10 protein-coding genes are annotated in these 7,744 nt (G+C 64.2%); 4 read left to right on the top strand and 6 right to left on the bottom strand.

All coding sequences use genetic code 11. From position 1 onward, the window contains the following. The first annotated feature begins 566 nt into the window (after window positions 1–566). The 4 genes from RBB42_RS27615 to aat all read left to right on the top strand — a co-directional run bounded on the left by RBB42_RS27615 (window position 567) and on the right by aat (window position 3,716). Window positions 567–953 (top strand): hypothetical protein, encoded by a 387-nt coding sequence (locus RBB42_RS27615; protein WP_305972724.1) that lies wholly within the window; start codon window positions 567–569, stop codon window positions 951–953. A gap of 160 nt (window positions 954–1,113) precedes the next feature. After that, the gene (gene accB, locus RBB42_RS27620) at window positions 1,114–1,608 is read left to right on the top strand and encodes an acetyl-CoA carboxylase biotin carboxyl carrier protein (RefSeq protein ID WP_306043947.1); all 495 of its coding nucleotides are present in this window, start codon (window positions 1,114–1,116) and stop codon (window positions 1,606–1,608) included. A gap of 4 nt (window positions 1,609–1,612) precedes the next feature. Continuing rightward, entirely contained in the window at window positions 1,613–2,962 is a 1,350-nt protein-coding gene (gene accC, locus RBB42_RS27625; RefSeq protein ID WP_305969500.1) for an acetyl-CoA carboxylase biotin carboxylase subunit, read from the top strand. Window positions 2,963–3,080: 118 nt separating this feature from the next. Next, the gene (gene aat, locus RBB42_RS27630) at window positions 3,081–3,716 is read left to right on the top strand and encodes a leucyl/phenylalanyl-tRNA--protein transferase (RefSeq protein WP_305969651.1); all 636 of its coding nucleotides are present in this window, start codon (window positions 3,081–3,083) and stop codon (window positions 3,714–3,716) included. Between the two features lie 62 nt (window positions 3,717–3,778). Here aat and RBB42_RS27635 read toward each other — a convergent pair whose 3' ends face one another. The 6 genes from RBB42_RS27635 to RBB42_RS27660 all read right to left on the bottom strand — a co-directional run bounded on the left by RBB42_RS27635 (window position 3,779) and on the right by RBB42_RS27660 (window position 7,609). After that, window positions 3,779–4,141, bottom strand: a complete 363-nt coding sequence (locus RBB42_RS27635; RefSeq protein WP_305969501.1) for a DUF2155 domain-containing protein — start codon at window positions 4,139–4,141, stop codon at window positions 3,779–3,781. Continuing rightward, window positions 4,138–4,590 carry an outer membrane lipid asymmetry maintenance protein MlaD gene (mlaD, locus tag RBB42_RS27640; protein ID WP_305969502.1) on the bottom strand — a complete coding sequence of 151 codons (453 nt, stop codon included), beginning with the start codon at window positions 4,588–4,590 and terminating at the stop codon, window positions 4,138–4,140. The genes RBB42_RS27635 and mlaD overlap by 4 nt, the downstream gene beginning before the upstream one ends. Then, window positions 4,587–4,970 (bottom strand): NADH:ubiquinone oxidoreductase subunit NDUFA12, encoded by a 384-nt coding sequence (locus RBB42_RS27645; RefSeq protein ID WP_043144566.1) that lies wholly within the window; start codon window positions 4,968–4,970, stop codon window positions 4,587–4,589. Before RBB42_RS27645 ends, mlaD begins: the two co-directional genes overlap by 4 nt. A gap of 142 nt (window positions 4,971–5,112) precedes the next feature. Beyond that, on the bottom strand, window positions 5,113–5,472 hold the full coding sequence (locus tag RBB42_RS27650; RefSeq protein WP_305969503.1) for a RidA family protein: 360 nt from the start codon (window positions 5,470–5,472) through the stop codon (window positions 5,113–5,115). A 70-nt stretch (window positions 5,473–5,542) separates the two neighbouring features. Next, window positions 5,543–6,808, bottom strand: coding sequence for an ATP-dependent Clp protease ATP-binding subunit ClpX (gene clpX, locus RBB42_RS27655; RefSeq protein ID WP_305969504.1), 1,266 nt, complete (start codon window positions 6,806–6,808; stop codon window positions 5,543–5,545). A gap of 165 nt (window positions 6,809–6,973) precedes the next feature. Further along, on the bottom strand, window positions 6,974–7,609 hold the full coding sequence (locus tag RBB42_RS27660; protein ID WP_305969505.1) for an ATP-dependent Clp protease proteolytic subunit: 636 nt from the start codon (window positions 7,607–7,609) through the stop codon (window positions 6,974–6,976). Between the last annotated feature and the right edge of the window lie 135 nt (window positions 7,610–7,744).

Here is a 7,744-nt window from a genome sequence, read left to right on the forward strand (position 1 = left end):
CTCATCCAGTGGGCCCCGGGCCTGCCCAAGACCCGCTCCGGCAAGATCATGCGCCGCATCCTGCGCAAGATCGCCGAAAACGACTACGGCGCCCTCGGCGACACATCCACACTCGCCGACCCTTCCGTCGTTGACGACCTCATCCAAAACAGAATGAATACGTGACAGCGTGCGCCCTGGTAGAGGGGCGTCCAGACAGCAAGAGCCGCCGGGACATCCCGGCGGCTTTCTTGTTCCCCGGGGCAGATCAGGCCAGCAGCGCCTCGAAAGCCTCCAGGTGGTTGGCTGAGCCGCCGAATTTCCACTGCGCTTGTCTCATGCTGTTGGCCTCAACCTGTCTGGCTTCATGCGTGCACGTCGCAAGTCACTTCATGAATGCGTATAGAACAGTTCAAAATTCGGTCATGTTTGCGCAATCTTGCCAAGAACCGCCGATACCCAGCGGCTTCCCGCCAATGCCCTTTATCGAGCGAATTCTCTCCTCAATTCGACCGAACCCACTGCGCGAAAGCGCCTCCGGTGGTATATTCGTGGACGTGGGGGCGCTCTGAAAACGGAGCTGCCTAATGCAAGTCACTGCAACACCTCTGCTGACGGCGCCGCAGGTCACGGGCCATCCGCAGGGGCTGCCCGATGTCGCGCGCGAACCTGCGCGCGAGACACGGGTGAAACCCATCGCCGATGCCCGCGACCCGGAGGCGGGGCTGCGCGAAGGGCTGGCGCCGGACAAATTCTGGCGCGCCGCCAACGGCGAGCCCGATCCCGACGTCAACACCGCGCCGCCCTCCATCATGCAGATCACCATCAGCCGCATGCTGGCGGAGCAGGCCCCGCCCAATACGGCCGCGGAGGCCGCCGAACGAGCCGGGGACACCGGCAGGGACCCCGGGGAATCACGGTCTGACGCCGCCGCAGATCGCCCACCGGAACCGGCCGACGAACCGCGCGACTGATCCCCTTGGGCACATGCCGCCCCGGCAATGCCGCCCGGCAGGGCGAAACCGCGTGGCAATCCTGTGCGGCATCGCTTTTCACCGCCCGCGCCATACCCTATAAGCGCGCTGAGCCCACCGATGTGATCGGTAACGGGCAGATGGACATGGCGAGGATGGCATGAGCGAGAACAAGTCCGATGCGGATGTGGCCTTTATCAAGGCGTTGGCGGAACTCCTGCAGGATAATGACCTGACAGAACTGGAGGTCATGCGCGAATACGGCGACGACGACAGCCTGCAGGTTCGCATCAGCCGAGCCTCTACCGTGGCCGCGCCGGCCCCCGTTGCCGCCCCTGCCCCGGTCGCTGCCGCCCCCGCACCGGCCGCCGCAGCGCCCGCCGCCGCGGCAGAGGTGATGCCCGAAGATCCCGCCGCCCATCCGGGCGCCGTGACCTCGCCGATGGTCGGCACCGTCTACATGCAGCCCGAACCGGGCGCGGATTCCTTCATCGCGGTCGGAACGTCGGTCAAGGAAGGCGACACGCTGCTGATCGTCGAGGCGATGAAGACCATGAACCATATTCCCGCGCCCCGCGCAGGCACCGTCAAGCGCATCCTCGTCGAGGACGGCGCGCCGGTCGAATACGGTGCCCCGCTGGTCATCCTCGAGTAAGCGCATGACCCAGAAGATCCTCATCGCCAACAGAGGCGAAATCGCGCTGCGCGTCATCCGCGCCTGCCGCGAAATGGGCATCCCCTCGGTCGCGGTGCATTCCACCGCCGATGCCGACGCGATGCACGTGCGCATGGCGGACGAGACCATCTGCATTGGCCCGGCGCCCTCGCCCGACAGCTACCTGTCCATTCCGGCCATCATCTCGGCCTGCGAGGTGACCGGCGCAACGATGATCCATCCGGGCTATGGGTTCCTGTCGGAAAACGCCCGTTTCGTGCAGATCGTCGAAGACCACGACATCACCTTCATCGGCCCGTCTGCGGAACATATCCGCACGATGGGTGACAAGATCACCGCCAAGGAGACGGCCAAGGAACTGGGAATCCCGGTTGTTCCCGGCTCCGAGGGCGGCGTGGCCAGCGTCGAGGAAGCCAAGCAGATCGGCGCGTCCTTCGGCTATCCGGTCATCGTCAAGGCCACCGCAGGCGGCGGCGGACGCGGCATGAAGGTCGCCCGCGACGAGGACGAGATGTCGCGCGCCTACCAGACCGCCCGGGCCGAGGCCAAGGCGGCCTTTGGCAACGACGAAGTCTACATCGAGAAGTACCTGCAGCGTCCGCGCCATATCGAGATCCAGGTGTTCGGCGATGGCCAGGGGGGCGGTGTCCATCTGGGCGAACGCGACTGTTCGTTGCAGCGGCGTCACCAGAAGGTGTTCGAAGAGGCCCCCGGCCCCTCGATCACCCCCGAAGAGCGCGCCCATATCGGCGGCATCTGCGCCCGCGCCGTGGCCAAGATGGGCTATCGCGGCGCCGGCACCATCGAGTTCCTCTACGAGGATGGCGAGTTCTACTTCATCGAGATGAACACGCGCCTGCAGGTGGAACACCCGGTGACAGAGGGCATCTTCGGCGTTGACCTTGTGCGCGAGCAGATCCTTGTCGCCGCCGGTCAACCGCTGTCCTTTACCCAGAACGATCTGCAGATCAACGGCCATGCCATCGAGGTCCGCATCAACGCAGAGAAACTGCCCGAGTTCCGCCCCTCCCCGGGCACGATCTCGCATTTCCACGCGCCGGGCGGCCTTGGCGTGCGGATGGATTCCGCCCTGTATGACGGCTATCGCATCCCGCCCTACTACGACAGCCTGATCGGCAAGCTGATCGTGCACGGTCGTGACCGGCCCGAAGCGCTGGCACGCCTGAACCGCGCCTTGGGCGAGCTGATCGTGGACGGCATCGACACCACGGTGCCGCTGTTCCACGCGCTCTTGCGGGAAAAGGACATCCATACCGGCGAATACAACATTCACTGGCTGGAAAAATGGCTGGAGGCCGGCGGGCTGGAATGAGCCGGGCCGCCCTGCCCCGGCCCTGCGCCCCCCTCCCCGACACCGCCTCTCGCAGACAGGCTGCGGGACGGCGGGTCGCATGGCGGGGCACGGCACGACAGGCGACTATCCCGCCGTCATGAGTGTCACCCCCGAACTTCTCCTTCAGGCCTATCGCACCGGCATCTTTCCGATGGCCGAACGGCGGGACGATCCTGATATCTTCTGGGTCGACCCCCGGCGTCGCGGCGTGCTGCCGCTGGAAGGGTTCCGGATCTCGCGCAGTCTGGCGAAACGCCTGCGCCGCGACGGTTACCAGGTGACGCTGAATACCGATTTCTCGGGCGTGATCGACGGATGTGCCGACCGCGAGGAAACCTGGATCAACTCCGAGATCCGTGACCTCTACCACGCGCTTTTCGCGCAGGGTCACGCGCATTCACTGGAGATCTGGATGGACGGCGCGCTGGTTGGCGGGGTCTACGGCGTGACCGTCGGGGCCGCCTTTTGCGGCGAGTCTATGTTCTCGCGCCGCACGGATGCCTCCAAGATCGCGCTGGCCTGGCTGGTGGACCTCTTGCGGCGCACGGGATTCGTCCTGTTCGACACGCAGTTCCTGACCCCGCACCTGGCCAGCCTTGGAGGGATAGAGATCACCCGGCACGCCTATCGGACGCAACTGTCCGAGGCGCTGAAACTGCCCGCGGACATCCGGTCGCAGCCCCTGGCCAGGTCTGGCGTCGACGTGGTGGCCCACCTGCGCCCCTCTGCCTGACCGCTACACGGCGCACGGGTTCGCTCGGGGCGACACCGCGATCACCGCAAAAATGCGCGACGTTACTCAGGCAGAGTGCAGCGCATGACCCAAACGTCATAGCGCGCGTGGTCCATTGCGTTCAGCGCCGGGGACGAGGCGATCATCCACCCGGAAAAGAGCGGTTTCGCCACGCCGGCCTCGCGGATGGTCAGAAAGGCATAGGCATCGCCCGAGGGATCACCTTGCGGGTAACGGCATTCCTTGAGCGCGATCTCGATCAGGCCAAGGACGGTCGCCTCCCCGTTCTGCAGGGTGATGTCGCTGACCTTGGCGTTCAGCTTGTCCAGCCCGCGCAGCACGGCGCCGGTTCCTGTTTCCGTCTGCTCCTGCGCCACGGCAGGCGCAGTGAGCGCAAGCATCACGGCCAGCGCGCGGGCGATCATTGCTGATCGCCTTCCCCGCCGATGTAGCGCATCAACATGGTCAGCAGGCTGACAGAGCCTTGCGTATCCAGGATCTCGTCTCCCGGCTGGTAGTTGTCCAATCCGCCACCGGGCGAAATCTCGACGAAGTTGCCGCCCAACAGTCCCTCTGATGCGATCGCGATCACGCTGAGATGCGGCACCAAGACATGATCGTCGATCACCACGGTCGTGTCGGCACGATAGGTCTCGGGGTTCAGCTCGATTCCCGTGACGGTGCCCACCTTGACGCCCGCAAGGCGCACGTCGGTCCCGACCCCGATCCCCTCGACAGAGCGGAAAGAGGCGCTGAGTTCATATCCCTGAGAACCCAGTGCGAAACCGGTGCTTTGCACGGTGTAGACGCCAAAGGTAAGCGCCGCCGCCAGAACGGCGCCGCCGACGACCACTTCGGCCACGGAATGGGTCATTCGGGCGACCAGGCCTCGTAGTCGCGACGCTCTGCAGGGGCCTCGCGCCGGATGCTGCCCGCCGGGGCATAGGCCAGCGCGGTGCCGGTCAGGTTTTCGCTGTGCGGCTTTTCCCAGGTCTTGTGGGGCAACGGCTTGTCGGTGGGCGGCTCATCAAAGGTGTAATGCAGCCAGCCGTGCCAATCGGGGCTGACGCGGCTTGCCTCGGCCTCGCCGTTGAAGATCACCCAGCGCTTCTTGCCGTCACGGGTCCGGTAGAAGCTGTTGCCCTGCTCATCTTCGCCGACCTTCACGCCTTTGCGGCTGGTGTAGATCAGGGTGTTGAGCGTGGCGCCATTCCACCAGGTCACGGCGCGCAGAAGGGTGTTGAGAATGCCCATGAACGACTCCTGTATTCTGACGCCTCTTATGGCGAATTCGCAGCACGGGGTCCAGTGCCCGCCATGACGCAGGCGTGCCGTTTGCCGCCTGTGGCGTTTTTGCTGGGCTGGCAGGCTGAAGCTCGGCCCGCCCGGCCATGTCCTAGCGGGCGAGCGTCGTCAGCTCGATCTCGATCCGGTATTTCGGGTCGATCAGGGCGCATTCCACCATCGTTGCGGCGGGCGGGTTGGCCCCGAAGGCCTCACGCAAGATTGGCCAGCAGGATTCGAACTCGTGCCGGTCCGGCAGGTAGTAGGTGACGCGCACCGCGTCCGACAGGCTGCTGCCCGCTTTTTCCAGTGCCTGCGAAATCGTGGCCAACGCGGCGCGGCACTGCTCCTCGACGGTATCGCCCTGCCCCACCGTGCCGGCCACATGGATGAAGCCACCCGCGACGACGGCGCGGCTGTAGCCGATCTTTTCCTCGAAAGGACTGCCCGAGGAGATACGTGTGATGGTCATTTTCTCGTCCCCTGACAAAGGAAAGGCGGGGTAGAACCCCGCCCTGCGCTTGTGGTTTGCCTCACCGAGGTCAGCCCGCGGACGCGCCTTCTTTTTTCTGATCTGCGTAGATCATCAGCGGCTTGGCCTCGGACGTGACCGATTCCTCGTTCACGACGACCTCTGTCACCTCTTCCATGCCTGGCAGTTCGAACATCGTGTCCAGCAGGATGCCTTCGAGGATCGAACGCAGGCCCCGTGCGCCGGTCTTGCGCTCGATCGCCTTCTTGGCGATGGCCAGCAGCGCGTCATCGGTAAAGTCGAGCTTGGTTTCCTCCATCTCGAAAAGGCGCTGGTACTGCTTGACCAAGGCGTTCTTGGGCTGGGTCAGGATTGTGACAAGCGCATCCTCGTCCAGGTCCTCGAGCGTGGCGATGACGGGCAGACGGCCGACGAATTCCGGAATCAGGCCGAATTTCAGCAGATCCTCGGGTTCGAGATCCTTGAAGACTTCTCCGACACCGCGGTCGTCATTGTCGCGCACGTCAGCGCCAAAGCCCATTGCCGAGCCCTTGCCCCGCTGTGCGATGATCCGGTCCAGCCCGGCAAAGGCGCCGCCGCAGATGAAGAGGATGTTCGTCGTGTCCACCTGCAGAAATTCCTGCTGCGGATGCTTGCGCCCACCCTGCGGGGGCACGGAGGCGACGGTACCTTCCATCAGTTTCAGCAGCGCCTGCTGCACACCCTCGCCCGATACGTCGCGGGTGATCGACGGGTTTTCCGACTTGCGGGTGATCTTGTCGACCTCGTCGATGTAGACGATGCCGCGCTGCGCGCGTTCGACGTTGTATTCCGACGCCTGCAACAGCTTGAGAATGATATTCTCGACATCCTCGCCCACGTAACCGGCCTCGGTCAGCGTAGTGGCGTCGGCCATCGTGAAGGGCACGTCAAGGATACGCGCCAGCGTCTGCGCCAACAGCGTCTTGCCGCAGCCTGTCGGGCCGATCAGCAAGATGTTGGATTTCGCCAGTTCGATATCCGAAGATTTCTGAGCGTGGTTGAGACGCTTGTAGTGGTTGTGCACGGCGACGGAGAGCACGCGTTTCGCGGTGGCCTGGCCGATGACGTAATCGTCCAGCACCTCGCAGATCTCGCGCGGGGTCGGCACCCCCTCGGAGGACTTCAGCCCGGCCCCCTTGGTTTCCTCGCGGATGATGTCCATGCACAGTTCGACGCATTCATCACAGATGAACACGGTGGGGCCTGCAATCAACTTGCGGACTTCATGCTGGCTCTTGCCGCAGAAGCTGCAATAGAGCGTATTCTTGCTATCGCCGCCTGAATTCGTTGCCATCAGTCGCACCTTTCCCGGTTATCCCGGTTTCCTGCTTCGCCGGCGACCGGCCCTTGCGCCCCCACAACGCCGCCTGCTGCCAGTGTTCGGACAGCTTAGGCCACGTGGTCGGGCGCGACAATCCGAAAATTCGCCCCGGCCCGCCCAGCGGACCGGGGCGCCTAATCATGCGTCGCCGCCGCTTTCGCCGTCGACCACGCGCGAGGTCACGATCTCGTCGATCAGCCCCCACTCCTTGGCCCGTTCGGCATCCATGAAGTTGTCGCGCTCCAGCGCGGATTCGACGGCCTCGTATGTCTGGCCGGTGTGTTTCACGTAGATCTCGTTCAGCCGCCGTTTCAACTTCAGCGTCTCTTCGGCGTGAATCATGATGTCGGTCGCCTGACCCTGGTAGCCGCCCGAGGGCTGGTGCACCATGATGCGGCTGTTGGGCAGCGAGAAACGCATGTCCTTGGCGCCCGCTGTCAGCAGCAGCGACCCCATCGAGGCTGCCTGGCCGATGACCAGGGTCGAGACCTTGGGCTTGATGTATTGCATCGTGTCGTAGATCGACAGGCCCGAGGTGACGACACCGCCGGGGCTGTTGATGTACATCGAGATTTCCTTGGACGGGTTTTCCGCCTCGAGGTGCAGCAGCTGCGCCACGATCAGCGACGACATGCCGTCGTGCACCGGACCGTTGACGAAAATGATCCGCTCCTTCAGCAGGCGCGAGAAGATGTCGTAAGCCCGTTCCCCGCGACTGGTCTGTTCGACCACCATGGGGACGAGGTTCATGTAGGTCTCGATCGGATCGGTCATATGTGCCTGCCTGAAGATACTTTGTTGGACGGTCGTAACGCTTGAAGGTTACCTGAGTCTTAGTATCGCCCTTGGGGGGCTGCAAGGGGCCGCGGGGAAAACGCACCCGGCCTTGAAACCCGCCCGCCCCCGCTA

Source organism: Mameliella sp. MMSF_3455 (assembly GCF_030733205.1).
Taxonomy (GTDB): domain Bacteria; phylum Pseudomonadota; class Alphaproteobacteria; order Rhodobacterales; family Rhodobacteraceae; genus Antarctobacter.